This window comes from Tenebrionibacter intestinalis (genome assembly GCF_016632365.1).
GTDB lineage: Bacteria > Pseudomonadota > Gammaproteobacteria > Enterobacterales > Enterobacteriaceae > Tenebrionibacter > Tenebrionibacter intestinalis.
Genome location: NZ_JAEPBH010000015.1, coordinates 24087 through 42951 on the forward strand (window position 1 = coordinate 24087; position 18865 = coordinate 42951).

At 56.3% G+C, this 18865-nt stretch carries 21 protein-coding genes and 1 pseudogene; 19 read left to right on the plus strand and 3 right to left on the minus strand.

Going from position 1 to position 18865, the window contains the following annotated elements; all coding sequences use genetic code 11:
• Position 1: 1 nt before the first annotated feature.
• The gene (locus tag JJB97_RS07255; protein WP_238713362.1) at positions 2-604 is read right to left on the minus strand and encodes a LemA family protein; all 603 of its coding nucleotides are present in this window, start codon (positions 602-604) and stop codon (positions 2-4) included.
• 160 nt (positions 605-764) lie between these two features.
• Positions 765-1310 carry a ribosome biogenesis factor YjgA gene (gene yjgA / locus JJB97_RS07260; RefSeq protein WP_238713363.1) on the minus strand — a complete coding sequence of 182 codons (546 nt, stop codon included), beginning with the start codon at positions 1308-1310 and terminating at the stop codon, positions 765-767.
• A 93-nt stretch (positions 1311-1403) separates the two neighbouring features.
• Here yjgA and pmbA point away from each other — a divergent pair, with 93 nt between their 5' ends.
• From pmbA to mdcH, 11 genes and pseudogenes are all read left to right on the plus strand, one after another.
• Entirely contained in the window at positions 1404-2756 is a 1353-nt protein-coding gene (gene pmbA / locus JJB97_RS07265; RefSeq protein WP_238713364.1) for a metalloprotease PmbA, read from the plus strand.
• Between the two features lie 379 nt (positions 2757-3135).
• A complete protein-coding gene (locus tag JJB97_RS07270; protein ID WP_238713366.1) occupies positions 3136-3804 on the plus strand; it encodes a DUF2461 domain-containing protein in 669 nt (222 codons plus the stop codon).
• Positions 3805-4074: 270 nt separating this feature from the next.
• Complete coding sequence (locus JJB97_RS07275) at positions 4075-4404, plus strand: NirD/YgiW/YdeI family stress tolerance protein (RefSeq protein ID WP_238713368.1); 330 nt, start codon at positions 4075-4077, stop codon at positions 4402-4404.
• Between the two features lie 261 nt (positions 4405-4665).
• Positions 4666-6321 (plus strand): malonate decarboxylase subunit alpha, encoded by a 1656-nt coding sequence (gene mdcA / locus JJB97_RS07280; protein WP_238713369.1) that lies wholly within the window; start codon positions 4666-4668, stop codon positions 6319-6321.
• Complete coding sequence (locus tag JJB97_RS07285) at positions 6321-7175, plus strand: triphosphoribosyl-dephospho-CoA synthase (RefSeq protein WP_238713370.1); 855 nt, start codon at positions 6321-6323, stop codon at positions 7173-7175. The genes mdcA and JJB97_RS07285 overlap by 1 nt, the downstream gene beginning before the upstream one ends.
• A gap of 29 nt (positions 7176-7204) precedes the next feature.
• Complete coding sequence (mdcC, locus tag JJB97_RS07290; protein ID WP_238713371.1) at positions 7205-7504, plus strand: malonate decarboxylase acyl carrier protein; 300 nt, start codon at positions 7205-7207, stop codon at positions 7502-7504.
• On the plus strand, positions 7497-8330 hold the full coding sequence (locus JJB97_RS07295; RefSeq protein ID WP_238713373.1) for a biotin-independent malonate decarboxylase subunit beta: 834 nt from the start codon (positions 7497-7499) through the stop codon (positions 8328-8330). Before mdcC ends, JJB97_RS07295 begins: the two co-directional genes overlap by 8 nt.
• On the plus strand, positions 8327-9130 hold the full coding sequence (mdcE, locus tag JJB97_RS07300) for a biotin-independent malonate decarboxylase subunit gamma (protein WP_238713374.1): 804 nt from the start codon (positions 8327-8329) through the stop codon (positions 9128-9130). Before JJB97_RS07295 ends, mdcE begins: the two co-directional genes overlap by 4 nt.
• A 103-nt stretch (positions 9131-9233) precedes the next feature.
• Positions 9234-10195: pseudogene (locus JJB97_RS07305) on the plus strand (AEC family transporter).
• Positions 10196-10816, plus strand: coding sequence for a malonate decarboxylase holo-ACP synthase (locus JJB97_RS07310; RefSeq protein WP_238713375.1), 621 nt, complete (start codon positions 10196-10198; stop codon positions 10814-10816).
• Positions 10813-11721, plus strand: a complete 909-nt coding sequence (mdcH, locus tag JJB97_RS07315; protein WP_238713376.1) for a malonate decarboxylase subunit epsilon — start codon at positions 10813-10815, stop codon at positions 11719-11721. The genes JJB97_RS07310 and mdcH overlap by 4 nt, the downstream gene beginning before the upstream one ends.
• A gap of 156 nt (positions 11722-11877) precedes the next feature.
• Here the strand turns inward: mdcH and JJB97_RS07320 are convergent, their stop codons facing one another.
• Positions 11878-12807 (minus strand): LysR family transcriptional regulator, encoded by a 930-nt coding sequence (locus tag JJB97_RS07320; RefSeq protein ID WP_238713377.1) that lies wholly within the window; start codon positions 12805-12807, stop codon positions 11878-11880.
• A 278-nt stretch (positions 12808-13085) separates the two neighbouring features.
• Between JJB97_RS07320 and JJB97_RS07325 the strand changes: the two genes are divergently transcribed.
• From JJB97_RS07325 to dagF, 8 genes are read left to right on the plus strand one after another with little or no spacing between them, the layout of a single operon-like run.
• Positions 13086-13427, plus strand: coding sequence for a glycine dehydrogenase (locus tag JJB97_RS07325; protein ID WP_317978212.1), 342 nt, complete (start codon positions 13086-13088; stop codon positions 13425-13427).
• 16 nt (positions 13428-13443) lie between these two features.
• Entirely contained in the window at positions 13444-13803 is a 360-nt protein-coding gene (locus tag JJB97_RS07330; RefSeq protein WP_238713378.1) for a glycine-rich SFCGS family protein, read from the plus strand.
• Complete coding sequence (locus JJB97_RS07335; RefSeq protein WP_238713379.1) at positions 13800-14096, plus strand: DUF4312 family protein; 297 nt, start codon at positions 13800-13802, stop codon at positions 14094-14096. The genes JJB97_RS07330 and JJB97_RS07335 overlap by 4 nt, the downstream gene beginning before the upstream one ends.
• 26 nt (positions 14097-14122) lie before the next feature.
• The gene (locus tag JJB97_RS07340; RefSeq protein ID WP_238713380.1) at positions 14123-14899 is read left to right on the plus strand and encodes a DUF4311 domain-containing protein; all 777 of its coding nucleotides are present in this window, start codon (positions 14123-14125) and stop codon (positions 14897-14899) included.
• A gap of 11 nt (positions 14900-14910) precedes the next feature.
• The gene (locus tag JJB97_RS07345) at positions 14911-15552 is read left to right on the plus strand and encodes a DUF4310 family protein (RefSeq protein ID WP_238713381.1); all 642 of its coding nucleotides are present in this window, start codon (positions 14911-14913) and stop codon (positions 15550-15552) included.
• Between the two features lie 43 nt (positions 15553-15595).
• The gene (locus JJB97_RS07350) at positions 15596-16729 is read left to right on the plus strand and encodes an amidohydrolase/deacetylase family metallohydrolase (RefSeq protein WP_238713382.1); all 1134 of its coding nucleotides are present in this window, start codon (positions 15596-15598) and stop codon (positions 16727-16729) included.
• Positions 16713-17828 (plus strand): DgaE family pyridoxal phosphate-dependent ammonia lyase, encoded by a 1116-nt coding sequence (locus JJB97_RS07355; protein WP_238713383.1) that lies wholly within the window; start codon positions 16713-16715, stop codon positions 17826-17828. The genes JJB97_RS07350 and JJB97_RS07355 overlap by 17 nt, the downstream gene beginning before the upstream one ends.
• Positions 17825-18565, plus strand: a complete 741-nt coding sequence (gene dagF / locus JJB97_RS07360) for a 2-dehydro-3-deoxy-phosphogluconate aldolase (protein WP_238713384.1) — start codon at positions 17825-17827, stop codon at positions 18563-18565. The genes JJB97_RS07355 and dagF overlap by 4 nt, the downstream gene beginning before the upstream one ends.
• The last annotated feature ends 300 nt before the right edge of the window (positions 18566-18865 follow it).

The following is an 18865-nucleotide window of genomic DNA, read 5'->3' on the forward strand; positions in this document are numbered from 1 at the left end:
ATCACTTCGCGCCGAAATCAATAGTGGGCGCTTTGGTGATGGTTTCAACATCGTCCGGAAGATAGTTTTTCTTCGGCTTGTAGCCCATCACTTTTGCCGTCATGACAGCCGGAAACTGGCGCACGGTGATATTGTACAGTTCGATGGCTTTAATATAGCGCCCGCGCGCCACCGCGATGCGGTTCTCCGTGCCCTCAAGCTGCACCATCAGGTTTTGAAATAGCTCCTGGGATTTCAGCTCCGGATAGCGCTCCCCCAGTACCATCATCTGGCCGAGCGTGCGGGTAACCTGCACCTGCGACTGTTGCCACTGCTCAAGATTTTGCTCGTCGTCCGGATTGGCCTTCAGGTTCCGGGTAGCGGTATTGGCCCGCGAACGCGCGAGCGTAACCGCTTCCAGCAGCTCTTTTTCATGAGTGGCGTAACCCTTAACGCTGGCAACCAGGTTAGGGATCAAATCTGCGCGTCGCTGATATTGATTCAAGACTTCCGACCAGGTCGTATTGGTTTGTTCGTCACTGGATTGAATGTCGTTATAGCCGCATCCCGACAGCGTAAAAATCAGCACAACAGCGCTAATAAGTTTTATCAGATTCCGATTCATCTTTATTATCCATATAGAGAGAAAATATGCCTGTAGTATACACGCGCGTCCTTTATACGGCTGCGTCTGGCCGGCTGATTTTATGCTCCCGGCTTTTGAAGGGGGACAAAAAAATCCGGGATCGTCGATGCCCGGATTCATTTTTTAGCTTAGCGGCAGGCTACTGCGCTTCGCTCAGTTCCCGTAGATACTGGAAAATCAGACGTGCGGATTTTGCGGGCTTCTTGCCTTCGTTCTCTTTTTTCGCGTTGCGGATAAGGGCGCGCAACTGCTGGCGATCGGCTTGTGGCCACAGGGTGAGGACTTCAACAATCGCCTCGTCGCCGTTTTCAATCAGGCGGTCGCGAAGATCTTCGAGTTTATGAAACAGCGCCACCTGCTGATTATGGCGATTTTTCAGCTTATCCAGCGCCTGGCGGATAGGATCCACGTCGCGGTTGCGCAGCAGTTTACCGATAAGCTGTAACTGGCGGCGTCGGCCTTCGCGCTTGATGCGCTGCGCCAGTTCGATCGCATCGCGTAACTCTTCATCAAGCGGGAGTTTATCGAGCGCGTTTTTACCCAGATCCACCATTTCGGCGCCCAGGCGTTTGAGTTCTTCGGCATCGCGCTTAATTTCACTTTTACTGACCCAGATGATTTCGTCGTCTTTGTTTTCGTCATCACCGGGCGTGTCGTCGAGCCAGTCTACAGGCTGCTTGGTCATTTCAGGCTCCTTAAAAAAGAGAGCAATACTATCACCCCGGGCGCGCATGCCCAAAGGGTTCTCTGATAGACTTCATGCATCGTCACTTACAGTATGGCATTGGTAATGAAAGTAAACACACAAGCTGCACAGAAGCGTAAAGCCCTGGAAAACGCCGTGGCGCAGGCGCTTGAGCTGGCATCAGGGCGCACCGACGGCGCGGAAGTGGCCGTTTCGAATACTACCGGCATCAGCGTGAGCACCCGCTACGGCGAGGTGGAAAATGTTGAGTTCAACAGTGACGGCGCGCTGGGCATTACCGTCTATCATCAAAATCGCAAAGGCAGCGCGTCTTCTACGGATCTCAGCCCGCAGGCTATTAGCCGCACGGTGCAAGCGGCGATCGATATCGCCCGCTATACCTCGCCGGACCCCTGCGCGGGCGTAGCGCAAAAGGATCTGCTGGCGTTTGAGGCGCCGGATCTTGATCTTTTTCATCCGGCGGAAATAGAGCCGGAACAGGCGATCGCGCTGGCCGCGCGTGCAGAGCAGGCGGCGCTGCAGGCGGACAAACGCATTATTAACACCGAAGGCGGCAGTTTTAACAGTCACTATGGCGTAAAGGTATTTGGCAACAGCCACGGCATGTTACAGAGCTACTGTTCGTCGCGCCACTCTCTTTCCAGCTGCGTTATTGGTGAAGAAAACGGCGTGATGGAGCGCGATTACGCTTATACCCTTTCCCGCGAGCTGGATGCGCTGGAAAGCCCCGAATGGGTGGGGGCTGAGTGCGCCCGCCGTACTCTGGCGCGCCTGGCGCCGCGTAAACTTTCCACCATGACCGCGCCGGTTATTTTCCTTAATGAAGTCGCAACCGGGCTTTTCGGCCATCTGGTGGGGGCTATCAGCGGCGGCGCGGTTTACCGTAAATCCACTTTCCTGCTCGATGCCCTCGGTACGCAGATTCTGCCGACGTGGCTGACAATTGAAGAGCATCCGCACCTGCTTAAAGGGCTGGCCTCCACGCCGTTTGATAACGAAGGCGTCGCCACGTCGCGTCGCGATATAATTAAAGATGGCGTACTGCAACAGTGGCTGCTTACCAGTTATTCGGCGCGTAAGCTGGGGTTGCAAAGCACCGGGCATGCGGGGGGCATTCACAACTGGCGTATTGCCGGCCAGGGGCTGGATTTTGCCGGGTTGCTCAAAGAGATGGGAACAGGGCTGGTGGTCACTGAATTAATGGGGCAGGGCGTAAGCGGCATTACCGGCGACTATTCGCGCGGCGCATCGGGCTTTTGGGTTGAAAACGGTGAAATTCAGTATCCGGTAAGTGAAATCACCATCGCCGGAAATTTAAAGGATATGTGGCGCAACATCGTTACCGTGGGTAACGACATCGAAATGCGCAGCAACATCCAGTGCGGTTCCGTGCTGCTGCCGGAAATGAAAATCGCCGGGCAGTAACGCGGCGTTGTGGCGAAATGCGGCCGCTGCGCGGCTTTCGCCCGGCGCCAGCGCAGCGTGCGCAGAAAGCCATACCGCCGACATTGAAAGAAAAATTGCCAGTCAGCCCCGAAAATGCAGGCATTTCGCCACGGTTTCTGTTGACGCATCAGCCAGATTGACGAAGGCAAATTTCCCGGGGCGAAAGCCGCTGCGCAAGCATTACAACAAACCCGTCATCCTTATCACAAGCCGTTGCGTTAGCCGCAAGGGCGGGCCGGTAAGTCCGGATTCATTCACACTTTTTCGGCACGTTACGCAAAACGGACTTTATAAGCTGGTTCTTGCCGGCAGCGCCCGCTATGGTGAGTTCAGGTCTGTTAAGTCAGCGGAGAAAAGCATGACAACCTTTACCGGGCTGACGCCCGATGCGCTGGATTTTTTGCAGTTGTTAAGCCGAAACAACAGCAAAGAATGGTTTAGCGCCAACCGTGAAACCTACGATTGGGGCATTGTGTCTCCATTACGCGCGCTGGTGGCAACCCTGGCGCCCGACATGCGGTTGATTGACGACCGGCTGGAGGTTCGCCCGGCGGTAGGGAAAACCCTTTCACGCATCCATCGGGATACCCGTTTTTCCCATGATAAATCTCCTTATCGAAGCAACGTGTGGATATATTTTAAACGGCCCCGTAAAACACTTTCTGATTCCCCCACTTTTTTCTTCGAAATATCGTATGGCGGCTGGCGCTATGGCATGGGGTACTACAGCGCCTCTCACAATACGATGGCGCGTTTTCGGGATTATATTGCCGATAACCCGCGCAGCTTCCTGCGAACAGTAGCGGATATTCGTTGCGGGTTCGCGCTTGTAGGAGAAAGCTATAAACGCCCGCGGGGGCAAGCGCTGCCGCCTGAGCTGGCGGACTGGTATAACAAAAAAACGTTTGCCCTGATTGATGAACGGCAGGATATGGCTTCGCTTTATACTGCCGAACTGGCGGATATTTTGCGAGATGGGTTTCGTCGCCTTGCGCCGCTGTATCAGGTTCTGACACGGTTGGAGTAGGCCCTAAGCCGCCGGATTTTACATTTTTTGCTTTTCAGACCCGAGGCCGCTCTTTGAAGTTGGTTTTATATAGTTGCTATGTGGCTTGTGATGGTTTTTTTATCTAAGGGAGTCGGTATTTATTTTGGTTAAATATCGCGTAGGTCTTTTTTACCCATTTACCTGCGCGCCGCCGCCGGGAGGGGGAGGCCGCGCCAGCGTTGAGCCGTGTTACAGTTAGCGCTATATCCGCAATGCAAACATCGGAAAACAGACTCAGGGAACAGGGACATGAAGAAATATCTGCTGCTAACGTTTGGGCTGCTGTGCATGAGTACTGCCGCGCTGGCTACGCGCCCTTCCCAACAGGAGATGACCGTGCGTGACGCAAAAGCTCAGCGGGAAAATGCGCACGTTGTGGTGGAAGGGAAAATTACCGGGCGTGCAGGGCAGAGCGATCGCTATTGGCTGCGCGACGGCACCGGGCGCATTCTAATCAACGTAGAACGCTGCAACAAAGCGCGTCGCCTCATTGGCAGACAGGTGCGCGTGGTTGGCAAAATCGGGCATGAAAACGATCGCATTAAAATTGAGGCGAAGACGTTAAATCATATTAAATAAATTTATGTTTTTAACATCCGCTGACTTCACCTGTTTTTTTCGTTTTACTCTGGCATATGCCGCGTCTGTAGTCAGTTCTCGCTTTTTATATAGTTGCTAAACTGAAATTTTGTACGTGATCTACATCACGAAACATGTCCGAAAGGTTACTTAAAAGCTAATGATTCGCCTCTGCGGTTAATTGATGCAGGGGGCGCACAGGTACACACTTTAACCAACGTTAGGCAAATCAAAATGATTCGCTGAATCAGGAGGTTAATAATGTTATCTGGGCAAACGCCAGCACGGGTCTGGAACACGCGCCGCATTGAAAAACAGCGGCGCGTCGCGTCGGTTCCCGTTCAGGGAAAAGTGCTCCCCGGCGGGGAGCTTGCCGACATGCTGGAAAAACTTATCGCGCCTGGCGATCGCGTGGTACTGGAAGGGAATAATCAGAAGCAGGCGGATTTTCTCTCCCGCACGCTTGCGCAGGTTAATCCTCAGAAAGTGCATGATCTGCATATGATCATGCCAAGCGTTGGACGCAGCGAACATCTTGATATCTTTGAAAAAGGTATCGCTCGTAAGCTCGATTTCTCCTTCTCCGGCCCGCAAAGCCTGCGCATCTCGCAACTGCTTGAAGATGGTGTGTTGGAAATCGGCGCTATTCATACTTATATCGAACTCTATGCGCGCCTGTATGTAGACCTGGCGCCGAACGTGGCGCTGATTGCGGGTTACAAAGCCGACCGTAAAGGCAACCTCTATACCGGGCCTGGTACCGAAGATACGCCCGCGCTGGTTGAAGCGGCGGCGTTTCATGACGGCATCGTTATTGCGCAGGTTAATGAACTGGTGGACGATGAAACCGATCTGCCGCGCGTAGATATCCCCGGGTCGTGGGTAGATTACGTGGTCGTCGCTGACAAACCGTTCTTTATTGAACCGCTATTTACCCGCGATCCGCGCCTGATTAAACAGGAGCATATCCTGATGGCGATGCTGGCGATTAAGGGGATCTATGCCGAACACCAGGTACAGTCGCTTAACCACGGTATTGGCTTTAATACCGCCGCCATTGAGTTGCTGCTTCCGACTTACGGCGAACAGCTTGGCCTTAAAGGTAAAATTTGTAAACACTGGACGCTAAACCCGCACCCGACGCTCATTCCGGCCATTGAAAGCGGCTGGGTGGAAAGTGTTCACTGTTTCGGCGGCGAGCTGGGGATGGAGGAGTATGTCCGCGCGCGCCCGGATGTGTTCTTTACCGGCGCTGACGGTTCTATGCGCTCTAATCGCGCCTTATGCCAGTTAGCGGGCCAGTATGCTGTGGATATGTTTATCGGCTCCACACTCCAGATTGACGGCCTTGCCAACTCCTCTACCGTAACGCGCACGCGCCTCTCCGGCTTTGGCGGCGCGCCCAATATGGGCCACGATCCGCACGGCCGCCGCCATGCTACCCCGGCCTGGCTCAATATGATGACCGAACAGGATCCGATGCAGCGCGGCAAAAAGCTGGTCGTGCAGATGGTGGAAACCTTCCAGGCCGGCGTGAAGCCTACCTTTGTGGAAAAACTTGACGCTGTTGATGTGGCGCAAGCTTCCGGTATGCCGCTGGCGCCAGTCATGATCTACGGCGATGACGTTACCCACGTGCTGACCGAAGAAGGGATTGCTTACCTCTACCGCGCTGAAAACCTCGAAGAACGTCGGGCGATGGTCGCTGCGGTAGCGGGCATTACCGATATCGGTCTGGGCGTTGACGCTCGCCGCGTTGAGCAATTGCGCCGCAGCGGCAAAGTTGTCTACCCGGAGGATATTGGGATCCGTCGTACTGAAGCGACCCGCTCTTTACTGGCTGCAGGCAGCGTTGCGGATCTGGTTGAGTGGTCAGGCGGCCTTTATAACCCGCCAGCAAAATTCCGGAGCTGGTAATGAGACTACAGCCGCAGACAGGCTGCCTGCCGCGCGCGCGGCAGTTAGCGAGCCTTGCCACGCAAAGCCTGATAGATGAAGCGCGCCTTAGCCCTAAGCCAGGCCTGGTTGACAGCCGTGGAAGCGGCGCGCATCAGGATCTGACGCTGGACCTGATGGAGCGTTCCGCGCACAGCCTTACGCCCACTTTTTATGCGCTGGCGCTGCAAAGCTGGCAGCGTCCGGTTGATATTGCCCTGCGCCAGAGCGTAGGGCGGTTGGGGCGGGAGGGTGAAAGCCAGATGTTGCAGGCCACTGGCGGAGTGAACACTCACCGCGGCGCTATCTGGGCGCTGGGCCTGCTGGTAAGCGCTGCGGCGATGCCTGGTAACGAGGCGGATGTGCAAGCCATTGCCGATACCGCCGCGCAACTGGCGCAGTTGCCTGACAGCATGGCGCCGAAGGTGTTCAGCAATGGGCTGCGCGCTACGCATCGCTATCGGGTTGCGGGCGCGCGCGAAGAGGCGCAGGCGGGTTTTCCGCACGTCACGCGGCTGGCGCTGCCGCAGTTACGGCTTAGCCGCCGCCTTGGAGCGAATGAAAGCGAAGCGCAGATTGATGCATTGATGGCGATTATGACCTCGCTGAGCGATACCTGCGTGCTCACCCGGGCTGGACTTAACGGTCTGGAAGCGATGCAAAACGGCGCGCGTGCGGTGCTAATGGCGGGCGGATGCGCTCACCCGCAGGGCAGAGCGGCGCTCTCACGGCTTGATAAACAGATGCTTGCGCTCAATGCCTCGCCGGGCGGAGCGGCAGATCTGCTGGCCGCTACGCTGCTGCTTGACCGCATTGCGCAGCCATTCCTGCTCTGAGGGCAGATAAACAGAATCAAGAGGGTGTTATGGAACAAATTACATTGTCATTTCCGGCAACCCGCACCGTTAGCGGCCATTCGCTGGCCGGCGTCGTCGGGTCCGGCGATATGGAAGTATTGTTTACGGCAGATGAAGGCGAAACGCTTGTTGTCGATATCATCACGTCGGTGGACAACAGCCAGGCGCGCTGGCAGGCGCTGTTCGAGCGTCTGATCCTTACGGGCGAGCTGCCCGCAGGCCGGATGCAAATCCACGATTTCGGCGCGACGCCCGGCGTCGCGCGCATTCGTATCGAACAGGTATTTGAAGAGGTGAGCCATGCGTGATGACCGTAGTTTTATTGAACTCAGAGCGCGTGAGCGCGCCCGGGCGCTGCTGGATGCGGGCAGCTATCGTGAACTGCTCGATCCGTTTGACGGCATTATCTCGCCGTGGCTGGGGCCGCAGGGGATAGTGACGCAGGCAGATGACGGCATGGTAGTGGCTAAAGGCGCGATTAACGGTAAACCGGCGGTGGTTATAGAGATTGAAGGCGCATTCCAGGGCGGCAGTATGGGTGAGGTGTCTGGCGCGAAAATGGCGGCGGCGCTGGAGCTGGCGGCGGAAGATAACCGCAACGGCATTCCAACCCAGGCTGTTCTGAGCCTTGAAACCGGCGGCGTACGTCTTCAGGAAGCGAACCTTGGCCTGGCGGCGATCGCTGATATCCATGCGGCGATCGTGGATTTGCGCCGCTACACGCCGGTCATCGGTATTGTAGCCGGAACCGTGGGCTGCTTTGGCGGGATGTCTATTGCCGCTGCGTTGTGCAGCTATCTTATTGTTACCCGCGAAGCCCGCCTTGGTCTGAACGGGCCGCAGGTTATTGAACAGGAAGCGGGAATTGAAGAGTACGACTCCCGCGACCGCCCTTTTATCTGGAGCATGACCGGCGGTGAAACCCGCTACCGTAGCGGGCTGGCGGATTGCCTGGTGCTGGATGGGGTGAACGCGGTTAAACAGGCGATGAATGACTTTATCGCCAAAGGGCTGCCGGAGAAAAATCGCACGGATAATTATCAATGGTATCTCGACAGGCTAACCCGTTTCGATACGCGTCAGCAGGCCGACAGTGAGCAGATCAAAACGCTTTTTGGGGAGGTGAATCAATGAGCCAGACGCAAAGCCGCGCAGCCACCTGGCTGGAAAAACTGGCGCCCAATGCGCAGCGCATGAGCGGTCTGTGTCCGTCGGTACAGGTGGCGGATGCCGATCTTGCCGGTGAAACGGCGCGCTTTATCGCGGTGGTGCCGGATGCGAATAACCATTACCCGCGCGCCGCGCGCGGTGAAGTGGGGCTGCTTGAAGGGTGGACGCTGGGTAAAGTTGTCAGCGAAACCATCGCGGCAGATGCCGATAAGGCCGTTAAACGCCCCATCGTGGCCGTTATTGACGTGCCGAGCCAGGCCTATGGCCGTCGCGAAGAAGCCTTCGGTATCCATCAGGCGCTTGCCGCCGCGGCCGCGGCGTATGCTAACGCGCGTCTCGCCGGTCACCCGGTTATTGGGCTTATTGTCGGTAACGCGATGTCCGGGGCGTTTCTTGCCCACGGCTATCAGGCCAACCGCCTGATTGCCTTTAACGACGACGGCGTACAGATACATGCGATGGGGAAAGCGTCTGCGGCGCGTATTACGCTGCGCAGCGTGGCGGAACTGGAAAAGCTGGCTTCCACTATTGCGCCAATGGCCTATGACATCGGCAATTACAAAACGCTGGGTCTGCTCTCGGCGCTGCTGGATATCAGCAACCCTGTTGCGCCGACGTCAGACGATATCGCCCAGGTCACCGCCGTGCTACAGCAGGCGGTAAGCGATGCCCGCCAGGATAACACACTGAAGAACCGTCTTGGGGCGGAAAACCGCCGCAGTTCCGCGCTTGTGCGTGAGCGTATGCGCGAAGCCTGGAAGTAACCTGCCAGCGCGCCCGGCGGAAGCTGTAACGGGTTTTCGCGCGGGCGGCTGTAAAAAATAATATTGCGCGCGCGCTATTTCTTCTCATTTACAGGTGAATTATATGACCTATGTGATCATTCATGCCCTTGCACCGATCTTTGTCATCATGTTTTTAGGCTTCTGGGCGGGTAAGGCAAAAATGGTGGATAACCAGAATGTGTCCTTACTCAATATTTTTGTTATGGATTTTGCGCTACCTGCGGCGCTGTTCAGCGCCACCGTTCAGACTCCGTGGGCGGGCATTGTCGCCCAGTCGCCGCTGGTGATTGTTCTTACGCTCACGATGTGGATAGTATGGGCCGCCATCTATTTCCTGGCCGTAAAGGTATTCCACAAATCGCCACAGGATGCGGCCGTGCTGACACTCACCGTGGCATTGCCTAACTATGCCGCGCTTGGCCTGCCTATCCTGGGCTCCGTGCTGGGAGAAGGGCCGTCCACCTCGCTGTCTGTGGCGGTGTCCATCGCCTGCGGTTCCGTGCTGATGACGCCCGTCTGTCTGCTGGTGCTGGAGCGTGAAAAAGCGCGCGCCGCCGGCGGCCAGACGGGTTCGTCGCTGGCCATGCTGCCGGTGTGCTGATGTGGCGTTCTATCAAAAAGCCTATTGTGCTTGGGCCGCTGCTTGGGGTTATCCTCTCTGCCCTCGGCGTTAAAATGCCGGATCTGGTATTGTCGGCCATTAAACCGCTGGGCCTCGCCGCGACGGCCGCCGCGCTGTTCCTGACTGGTGTGATACTGTCCGCCCGTCGCCTGAAGATTAATACCGTGGTTATCCTTTCCAGTATTACCACTATGCTTATCCAGCCGTTTATCGCCTGGGGTATTGTGCTTGCGCTGGGCCTGCACGGACAGGTGGCTATTACCGCTGTGCTGATGGTTGCGCTTTCTGCGGGTTTCTTTGGCGTCGTGTTCGGCAACCGCTTTGGCGTACAGTCGCCGGATGCGGAAGCGGTGCTGCTGATAAGCTCGGTTCTGTGTATCCTCACGCTGCCGCTGTTTATCTCGCTGACGGCAGGAATGTAAATGATGCAAACGCCGCAGCCCCACGATTTACTCTGGCTTGATACCCGTGAAGCGCTGCAGGGAGCCGATGCGCTCTGGGTGAGCGCCCAGTGGCGCCCTGAGTTGCCTGTGGTGGTGCGGCGGGACATTCACGCAGGCGGCATGATTCCGGTAGGCGTACGCGGTCTGCGGCGCGACCAGCGTGCCGCAGGCTGGGCGAGCGCCTCACATGTTGTACGCCGGGTAACGCCGGAGGCGCTGGCAGACCTGGAATATTTGTTGCATTCGCCGTTTGTTTCTCAGCCGCCGGTGCAGGCGGCTATTCAGTTGGCGATGCGCGAGTGGAGATGGTCATGGGGCATTGCAGGCAGTGCTGGCTATGCGCTGGCGACCGGCATTCCCGTGCTGCACGCCGACAGCGATATTGATTTGCTGATCCGTGCGCCGCAGCGGCCGGATTGTGTACAGCTTGAACAGTGGCGTCATTTGACAATGGCGCTGCCTTGCCGCGCCGATACCCAGGTAGAAACGCCGCGAGGGGGCTTTGCGCTCACGGAGTGGCTGCGTGAAGGGCGCGTGCTGTTGAAAACCGCGAGCGGGCCGCAGATGACCGTTGATCCCTGGCAGCAGGAGACGCCATGAAGATACTTTTCACCTTTCCCGGACAGGGGACGCAGCGTCCCGGTATGTTACATAATCTGCCCTGCGCGGGGGATACGCTTGAACAGGCGCGTCACACGCTGGGCGATGAGGTTGATACGCTTGATACGCCAGATGCGCTTAAACATACCCGCGCCGTGCAGCTTTCGCTGTTGATTGCAGGCGTAGCCTGGGCGCGCGAGCTGGAACGCCCTGGCATTGTGCCGGATATGACCTGCGGCTTATCTGTCGGCGCATTTCCGGCGGCGGTGGCGGCGGGCGCGCTGCGTTTTGACGATGCGCTGCGGCTGGTTGCGCAGCGTGGGGAGTTAATGGAGCAGGCGTATCCGCATGGCTATGGTTTGACTGCGATCATGGGGCTGGCGCAGGAGCAGATCGAGCCGCTGCTTGAAAATGGCGTCTTTATCGCAAACCTCAACGCCGAGCGTCAGATTGTTATTGCCGGGAGCGATGAGTGTATGGCGCGCGTGGCCCGGCGGGCGCTCGGCAAAGGCGCGAGCAGCGTACGCCGGCTGGCAGTGAGCGTACCGTCGCACTGTGCCTTGCTCGACGAGCCGGCGAGCAGGTTAAAGCAGGCGTTTGCCGGCGTTGAGACGATGCGCCCGCGTTGCGAATATTTAAGCGCCAGCACCGCTCGGGTCATCTGGCAGCCAGAGCGTATCGCTGACGATCTGGCCTTAAATATGTCGCGCACCGTACGCTGGCATGAAGCAATGGCCGCAGCGGAAGAGCGCGATGTGGGCCTTGCAATTGAATTGCCGCCCGGCGGCGTGCTTACCAGCCTAACCCGCCAGGCCGTTACGCGTGAAGAAGCGGTATCGCTGGAGCGCAGCGGCGTGGAAGTGGCGGTGCATATGGCGAATAAATTACGTCAGCGGGATTATTAGTACGGGGAGCCGGCAAAATCGCGCAGGGGTCACAGACCCGCTTCACCTCTTGCGAATGCGCTGAGCCGGTCTGTTAGCGCCTGGAAAACGGGGAGTACTGAGTGCCGGCTGACAGCGTAAATGGGCCGAAAAAAGCGTCCAGGCGCTGGAAAATGTTTACCGTTTTGATTCGCCGCGCCCCAGCGCATACATTCTTCCTTCGGCGGCCAGCGCCAGCAGGTTAGGATCGTGCTCGCGGTTACGTGGGAAGACAATGGCGATAAGCTGGCGCATCTGGTACGGCGCTGCGAGCTTCAGTAACTGCACGTCGTTACCATAAACTTTTTCCATTCTGCCTGGCATTAGCGTCATGCCTACGCCGGCCTGGACCAGGCTTAGTATTGAGAAAATATCATTTACCCGCATGATAATTTCCGGTTCAAAACCGGCGATATGGAAGGCTTCCTGGAAGCCGACATAGGTGGCAAACCCCTCCGGCAACGATACAAATTTCTGATGAAGAAAATCGCGCAAATCCGCAGGCGCATCGGGGTTAAGCCCGGCGCTGGCCGGGGCTGCAAGGCAAATATCGTCTTCAAAAAGCGGTAGCACTTCCAGTTGGTTGCGTTTGATTTCATCTTCGGTAACAGGGATAAGAATCGCATCCAGCATGCCTTCATCAAGCATTGACAGCAGCGCCTGGTTCGACCCCATGGTTAAATCCAGTTCAACGTCCGGACGGCGCAATTTCATGCCCATAATGAGTTGTGGAACGGTTTCCAGCATCAGCGAGTACAGCGTACCAATGCGCAGGCGCGCCAGGCCAAAGCCGCTTGCGCGACGGGTTTCTTCAATGCCGCGCGTCATGGTTTCAATCACGTCGGTTGCGTACTCCAGTAGCGTACTGGCCGCCGGTAGCGGCACCAGGTTGCGGCCCTTATGGCTGAAAAGCGGGCACCGAATCTCCTCTTCCAGAGAGTGCAGGGCGCGGTGCACGCTCACGCTGCTCAACCCCATCGCTTCGGCAGTGCGGGCAATGTTCTCTTTTTTCATAAACGTAGCGAATACGGTGAGCTTGCGAAATGTAATGTCGTTATTGATGGGCATGAGTTTATCGCGCAGTGCGTTTTTAAAAGGAAAGTGCCGTGAAGTGAAGTACGTCGCAAAACTGAACGCCAGTACAGACAGGTAATTCACTTCAATTTTGACATAAAAACGTGATGTTAATCACATAAAATAGGCTAATTGACCCGTTTTGAGCCTTTTTTGTGGAGCAGATCACTCTCCGCCGCTCCATTTCCGCTTTGAAACGGAAAACAACTCGCTTCAAACGCAGGCTTACAGAAAGTAGGTTTATGCCATCACCAGTTAATAGGGTATGAAGCGTGGAAAACGGAACGGTAGTAATTGATAACGCTGGCGAGAAAGCAGTGCTGACCGCGCAGCTCGGCGAAGATATGTTGACCTGGATTAAAGCGCTGCTGGGTGAAAAGGGCATTACCCCTAATGCCGTGCAGGAGCAAATGCTTGAATCTCACGTGCGGGCGATGGCGCACCGTTCGGTAACGGGCGAGCCGTTGCCGGAAGTGGATATCAGCCTGTTTGAAGAAATTTCTCAGGAATCGATGGAGCTGGCGAAAGAAGTTGTTGATAAATTCGGCAACCTCCCGGTTGAAGAGGCCTGGCTGCTGTCAGTGCATTTCGAAGTGGCGAAAGACAATCTTTAAATTTGAGGAGCAAAGAATGGAACAGATTACAGTTGTGATTGGCGATCGTCTGGGTAAAGGCCAGAAAGTGGCGGCGGGCGTTGAGAAAGCGGGCGGCCGCGCGATTGTTGTACCCGGCGTTGCGGCAGATATGAAACTTGGCGACGTTATGAAGGCTGAGAACGCCACTTTCGGCATCTCCTTTTGCGGCAGCGGCGGCGCAGGCGCTATTACCGCGCAGACCAAATACGGTTACAAAGCCAAATACGGTATGCGTTCTGTGGATGAGGGCGTTACTGCTATCAATGAAGGTTGCAATGTGCTGGGTTTCGGTTTTATGGATAAAGAAGAGCTGGGCGAGCGTCTGGTTGAAGCCTGGAATAAGAAGTACGCATGAAAGAGCAATTCACCACCACGGTGAGGGTCTGCGGCAAAGGCGATACCAAAGCGAAAGCCTTTGCCGATGCCCTGAATCATGTTCAGGGCACCGTTATGAAGTCCACACCCCACATCCTTTTGCGCATTGAACCTCAGGACATTAGCGTGGTTCAGGCGCGAGTGGCTGTGCGTAAAGAAGCGTTTCTGTTCTTCTTTCTGCGCCGGGAGCGGCAGAATTTCAGCGTCGAACTGGATGTTACCGTGCAGGTGACGTCTGTGAATCTCGACAAAGTGGATTTTGTCGCGCAATAACAAAACATCAACACAAGGGTAGCGTGATGTTCTTAATAATATTAATAAAATCACTCATTATCGGCGGGCTGGTCGGCGTCGGTGTGGGTGCGGGGGCGGCACGTATGTTCCATGCCCCAACCACCCAGGGAATGGGGGCATTTCGCACACTGGGGGAGCTGAATTCCTGTGAGGGCGATCCGGCCTCACACTTCTCATTTGGATTAGGCTTCTTCTTCAATGCCTGGGCATCGTCGGTTGCCGCAGGCGCTTTCACTCAGGACGTTGACCACCGCATTATCCCTAACTGGGGGGCCGCGGCGCTGATGGTAAAAAATCGCAACGTCGCTGAAACGCTGCACGATCCTAAAAAGATGGCGATTGCATGCGGCGTGATTGGCATGGTGGTTGTCGCCTTTTTGAATATGACCGCTTCTTCCGTACCGGCCTCCTTGCAGGTAACGGCGGTGAAGGTGCTGGTACCGGCGGCTAATCTACTGGTGAATATTGTCATGCCGGTCATCTTCTGGCTGGCGGCCATTGATGCAGGCAAGCGCTCCGGTTTCTGGGCGACGATTTTCGGCGGTCTGGCGCAGTTGATTATGGGCAACGCCGTACCCGGTCTGGTATTGGGTATCCTTATCGGTAAGGGCGTAGAGGAGAGCGGCTGGAACCGCGTCACCAAAGTAATGATGGCGGCGATTATCGTGCTGTTTGTCCTTAGCGGCTTCTTCCGCGGCTTCGATATGAAACTGCTGGAATCCTTCCATCTCGGCGTGCCGAACTGGCTGGAACTCATTCATAACGCGATGAGCGGGAAATAAGGAGCATACAAATGGAAGAGAAAAAAGGTTTCTGGTATGCCGACTGGTCGTTCCCGATCTTCGTTGGCCTGCTGTCTGCCGGCGTGTTTGCCGGGACGCATATGTACTATCTCTATGGTATCGGCGCGTTTAACGAAGTGGCCTTCGTCGCCATGCTGAAGTCCGGAATTGATACCGGCGTGTACGGCGCGGTAGCGGCGTTTGGCGCAAGCTTCCTGTTCGCCCGTATCATCGAAGGTTCGCTGGTAGGTATTCTGGATATCGGCGGCGCAATCCAGACCGGCATCGGGCTTGGCGTACCGGCGCTGCTTCTGGGGGCAGGCTTCGTTTTCCCGGTGGCAAACTTTGCAGCCTCGCTGGTGACCGGCCTCGTTCTCGGCCTTGCTATTGGCTATGTCATTATCCTTGCGCGTAAATTTACCGTCGGCCAGGGCAACACCACTTACGGCGCGGATGTCATGATGGGCGCGGGCAACGCTTCCGGCCGTTTCCTTGGGCCGCTTATCATCCTTAGCGCGATGGGCGCTTCCATTCCTATTGGTCTGGGGTCGCTGCTGGGGGCGCTGGTGTTCTATATCTGGCAGAAGCCTATTACCGGCGGCGCTATTCTGGGCGCTATGCTTTTCGGCGCCTTCTTCCCGGTTGCCCTCTAAGTTGTACGGGCGCTCAACGCGCCCGGTTTAACAGGAGAAACCCATGTTTGATTTAATCCTGCGTCGGGCGCGCCTTGCAAACGAGCGCGTTATCGATATTGCGATAAGCGATGGCAAAATTGCTGAACTGGGCGAAGTCACTGGCCCGGCGCGTGAAGAAATAAACCTCGAAGGCAAGGGCTACGTCAGCGCGGGCTGGATCGATTCTCACGTACACTGTTATCCCAAATCGCCGATTTATCACGATGAGCCAGACAGCGTGGGGATCGCGACTGGCGTGACCAGCGTAGTGGATGCAGGCAGTACCGGCGCGGACGACATTGACGATTTTTATGCGCTAACGCGCAAAGCCGCTACAGAAGTCTATGCGCTGCTGAATATTTCCCGCGTTGGGTTGATTGCCCAAAATGAGCTGTCCGATATGTCCCATATCGACGCTGATGCCGCAGGCGCGGCTATTAAACGCTATCCGGACTTTATCGTCGGTATTAAAGCGCGTATGAGCAGCAGTGTGGTGGGCGCAAACGGCATCAAACCGCTTGAGCGCGCTAAAGCTATTCAGAAAGAAAACGGCGGCCTGCCGCTTATGGTGCATATTGGCAACAATCCGCCGGATCTTGATGAAATTACCGAACTGCTGACCTCAGGCGACATCATTACCCACTGCTATAACGGCAAGCCGAACCGTATACTGACGCCGGCAGGCCAGTTGCGCGCGTCTGTAAACCGGGCGCTGGCGCGCGGCGTGCGTATGGATATTGGCCACGGCACGGCAAGTTTTAGCTTTGCCGTGGCGCGCCAGGCGATTGCGATGGGGATTCTGCCGCACACCATTAGTTCTGATATTTATTGTAAAAACCGCATCAACGGGCCGGTGTATAGCCTGGCCGCCGTCATGTCCAAATTCCTCGCCATCGGCATGACGCTGGCGCAGGTGATTGACTGCGTGACGCTGCACGCCGCAGAAGGCCTGCGCCTGGCCCATAAGGGGCGGCTGAGCGTCGGCGCCGATGCCGACCTGACGGTGTTTACCGTGCGTCGTCAGCCGGTAGTGTTAACCGATTCTGAGAACGACACGCTCCAGGCAGAAGAGCAGATCCTGCCGCTGGCTGCGCTGCGCGCCGGTAAGTGGTTCACGACTGAACAAGGGAAAGCCGAAAATGTCTTCAATATATGAAAAATATCGCTTAAAACAGGTGATTAACGCTTCAGGTCGTATGACTATCCTTGGCGTTTCCACGCCGCGTCCGGAAGTGGTGGAGGCCGTTAATACCGGCATGAACCACTATTTCGAAATGAAAGATCTGGTGAATAAGACCGGGGAATACATCGCGAAATTGCTGGGGGTGGAAGGCGCGACGGTGGTTGCCTGCGCGTCGGCGGGCATTGCGCAGTCCGTTGCTGCCGTGTTGGTCAAAGACAGCGACTGGCTGCTGGAAAATCTGCATGTGACGCCGGTTGAAAATAATGAAATCGTGCTGCCGAAGGGGCATAACGTCAACTTCGGCGCGCCGGTTGGTACGATGGTAGCGCTAGGCGGCGGTAAACTCGTCGAGGCAGGCTACGCCAATGAATGCTCTGCCGCGCAGCTTGCAGCGGCGATCACGCCGCGTACTGCCGCTATCCTCTACATCAAGTCTCACCACTGTGTGCAGAAAAGTATGCTGAATGTGGCGCAGGCCGCTGAGGTGGCGCGCGCGCGCAATCTGCCGCTGATTGTGGATGCCGCGGCGGAAGAAGATTTACAGCGCTATTACCAGGACGGCGCGGATCTGGTTATCTACAGCGGCGCGAAGGCAATCGAAGGCCCGACCAGCGGCCTGGTTATTGGCCGTACGCAGTACGTGGAGTGGGTAAAGCGCCAGTCCAACGGCATTGGCCGTGCGATGAAGGTGGGCAAAGAGGGGATTCTCGGCCTGACCTGCGCCATTGAACACTACCTCACTGCGGCGAAAGAAAGCGGAGCGGAGATGGTGGCGAAAATGACGCCGTTTATCGAATCTCTTAATACGCTTAACGGCGTGAGCGCCCGCGTGGTGTGGGATGCCGCAGGCCGCGATATCGCCCGTACGGAAATTAAATTTGATGAAGCGACCACCGGTATTGCTACGGGCGATCTGGTGCAGGCGCTTAAGCAGGGCGAATATGCGATTTATTTTCGCGGTTATAAAGCCAATGAGGGCATTATCGAAGCTGACGTGCGCAGCGTAAGCGCCCCGCAGTTGGATATTATTTATCGCCGTATCAGCGAGTTACTCAAGGAGAAACAGGCATGAAACTGACCCCCAATTTTTACCGTGACCGCGTGTGCCTTAACGTACTGGCAGGTTCAAAGGAGAACGCAAAAGACGTTTACGAGGCGGCGGAAGGCCACGTGCTGGTGGGCGTTTTGTCCAAAAACTATCCTGATGTGCCGAGCGCCGTTGCGGACATGCGTGAATATGCCGCGCTGATTGATAACGCGCTCTCCGTGGGGCTGGGCGCGGGCGATCCGAATCAGTCTGCGATGGTCAGCGAAATTTCGCGCCAGGTGCAGCCGCAGCACGTCAACCAGGTTTTCACAGGCGTAGGCCCAAGCCGGGCGCTGCTCGGGCAGAACGATACGGTGGTCAATGGCCTGGTTTCACCGACCGGCACCGTCGGCATGGTAAAAATTTCCACCGGTCCGCTCAGTTGCGCTCAGCCGGACGGCATCGTGCCGGTAGAAACCGCGATTGCGTTGCTTAAAGATATGGGCGGCAGCTCCATTAAATACTTCCCAATGGGGGGCCTGAAGCATCGTGACGAATTCGAGGCTGTCGCAAGAGCCTGTGCGAAGCATGATTTCTGGCTGGAGCCGACCGGCGGTATCGATCTGGAAAACTTTGAGGCGATTATGCAAATCGCTCTGGATGCGGGCGTGAGTAAAATTATCCCGCACATTTATAGCTCAATTATCGATAAAGCAAGCGGCAATACGCGCCCGGAAGATGTGCGCACGCTACTGTTGATGACGAAAAAGCTGGTGGGCTGATTGATTGCGCCGCTGCCGGGCAAGCCCGGCAGCAAAACGGATGCTGAGCGGGCGGCCCTGTGTTCGTTTGCGCAAAAACGTTATCCGACCCGCAATGGCGACATATTACGCCTGCCTGCGCGCGCCCAGCGCTGTAGTGACGCGGTAAAACCGGTATGCCTGCAATCATGAAGTCGTTTTGCGCCCAGCGCTGGAGTGAAGCGCTCTCTTTTTCAGACGCGTGCGTCTGCCTGATCTGATTAACAACCTTTAATGACCCGCGTGGCCTTTTGCTGCCAGACACGCTATCGTTTCGGTTTA

What these genes read in the sequence shown, in the direction of transcription:
- JJB97_RS07275 (WP_238713368.1), top strand. Translation starts at nt 4,075, where the DNA reads ATGAAGAAATATCTGCTGCTAACGTTTGGGCTGCTGTGCATGAGTACT.
- mdcE (WP_238713374.1), top strand. Translation starts at nt 8,327, where the DNA reads ATGAGCCAGACGCAAAGCCGCGCAGCCACCTGGCTGGAAAAACTGGCG.
- mdcC (WP_238713371.1), top strand. Translation starts at nt 7,205, where the DNA reads ATGGAACAAATTACATTGTCATTTCCGGCAACCCGCACCGTTAGCGGC.
- JJB97_RS07320 (WP_238713377.1), bottom strand. Translation starts at nt 12,807, where the DNA reads ATGCCCATCAATAACGACATTACATTTCGCAAGCTCACCGTATTCGCT.
- JJB97_RS07345 (WP_238713381.1), top strand. Translation starts at nt 14,911, where the DNA reads ATGGAAGAGAAAAAAGGTTTCTGGTATGCCGACTGGTCGTTCCCGATC.
- JJB97_RS07270 (WP_238713366.1), top strand. Translation starts at nt 3,136, where the DNA reads ATGACAACCTTTACCGGGCTGACGCCCGATGCGCTGGATTTTTTGCAG.
- JJB97_RS07330 (WP_238713378.1), top strand. Translation starts at nt 13,444, where the DNA reads ATGGAACAGATTACAGTTGTGATTGGCGATCGTCTGGGTAAAGGCCAG.
- yjgA (WP_238713363.1), bottom strand. Translation starts at nt 1,310, where the DNA reads ATGACCAAGCAGCCTGTAGACTGGCTCGACGACACGCCCGGTGATGAC.
- JJB97_RS07335 (WP_238713379.1), top strand. Translation starts at nt 13,800, where the DNA reads ATGAAAGAGCAATTCACCACCACGGTGAGGGTCTGCGGCAAAGGCGAT.
- JJB97_RS07310 (WP_238713375.1), top strand. Translation starts at nt 10,196, where the DNA reads ATGATGCAAACGCCGCAGCCCCACGATTTACTCTGGCTTGATACCCGT.
- JJB97_RS07340 (WP_238713380.1), top strand. Translation starts at nt 14,123, where the DNA reads ATGTTCTTAATAATATTAATAAAATCACTCATTATCGGCGGGCTGGTC.
- JJB97_RS07355 (WP_238713383.1), top strand. Translation starts at nt 16,713, where the DNA reads ATGTCTTCAATATATGAAAAATATCGCTTAAAACAGGTGATTAACGCT.
- mdcH (WP_238713376.1), top strand. Translation starts at nt 10,813, where the DNA reads ATGAAGATACTTTTCACCTTTCCCGGACAGGGGACGCAGCGTCCCGGT.
- dagF (WP_238713384.1), top strand. Translation starts at nt 17,825, where the DNA reads ATGAAACTGACCCCCAATTTTTACCGTGACCGCGTGTGCCTTAACGTA.
- JJB97_RS07285 (WP_238713370.1), top strand. Translation starts at nt 6,321, where the DNA reads ATGAGACTACAGCCGCAGACAGGCTGCCTGCCGCGCGCGCGGCAGTTA.
- JJB97_RS07255 (WP_238713362.1), bottom strand. Translation starts at nt 604, where the DNA reads ATGAATCGGAATCTGATAAAACTTATTAGCGCTGTTGTGCTGATTTTT.
- JJB97_RS07295 (WP_238713373.1), top strand. Translation starts at nt 7,497, where the DNA reads ATGCGTGATGACCGTAGTTTTATTGAACTCAGAGCGCGTGAGCGCGCC.
- JJB97_RS07350 (WP_238713382.1), top strand. Translation starts at nt 15,596, where the DNA reads ATGTTTGATTTAATCCTGCGTCGGGCGCGCCTTGCAAACGAGCGCGTT.
- pmbA (WP_238713364.1), top strand. Translation starts at nt 1,404, where the DNA reads ATGGCATTGGTAATGAAAGTAAACACACAAGCTGCACAGAAGCGTAAA.
- mdcA (WP_238713369.1), top strand. Translation starts at nt 4,666, where the DNA reads ATGTTATCTGGGCAAACGCCAGCACGGGTCTGGAACACGCGCCGCATT.